Origin of the sequence: Desulfobulbus alkaliphilus (assembly GCF_016918545.1) — a bacterium.
Taxonomy (GTDB): Bacteria; Desulfobacterota; Desulfobulbia; order Desulfobulbales; family Desulfobulbaceae; genus Desulfobulbus; species Desulfobulbus alkaliphilus.
Window position 1 is genome coordinate 1 of sequence record NZ_JAFFQC010000195.1, and the last position, 463, is coordinate 463.

Annotated in this window: 1 pseudogene; it reads right to left on the reverse strand. The window is 53.1% G+C overall.

The annotated features are described in order from the left end of the window. Nucleotide 1: 1 nt before the first annotated feature. A pseudogene (locus JWG43_RS18080) lies at nucleotides 2–463 on the reverse strand (ISAs1-like element ISAs12 family transposase); the annotation flags it as partial.

Genomic DNA, 463 nt, shown 5'->3' on the forward strand with positions numbered 1-463 from the left:
GTTAAATTTCACCCAGTTTTTTGAGACCCGCATTGAGTACCGTTTCCAGATATTCACTGCTCATTCCTGCGATTTTTTGCTTCCGTCTTACGCTCGCCTTGCGTGAAGTCTCGGCCCTGAGCATGTTCAGCCCCATGTGCCGGATGCACGCCAAAATCTCTGCGGCATCACCGCGATAAATCGGGCAATCATCCTCGCCCATCGTGACGTCCAGCACCCAGTGCAGGCTATTTTCGATGGCCCAGTGCCCACGCACCGCTCGCGCAAACTCATCCTGCACCAACGCTTTGGAACTGATGAAATAACGCTGCTCTATGGTAATTTTTTGCATATTTTCAACGCGATAGGAGATGGCCACGCCAATGCTGTGCAACTGTTTCCAATGAGGAAACTGGGCGGCCAACTCGCCCGCCGCCATGACATGGTACTCACGACCATCGATGCGGCCATGAGCCTTCTCAAG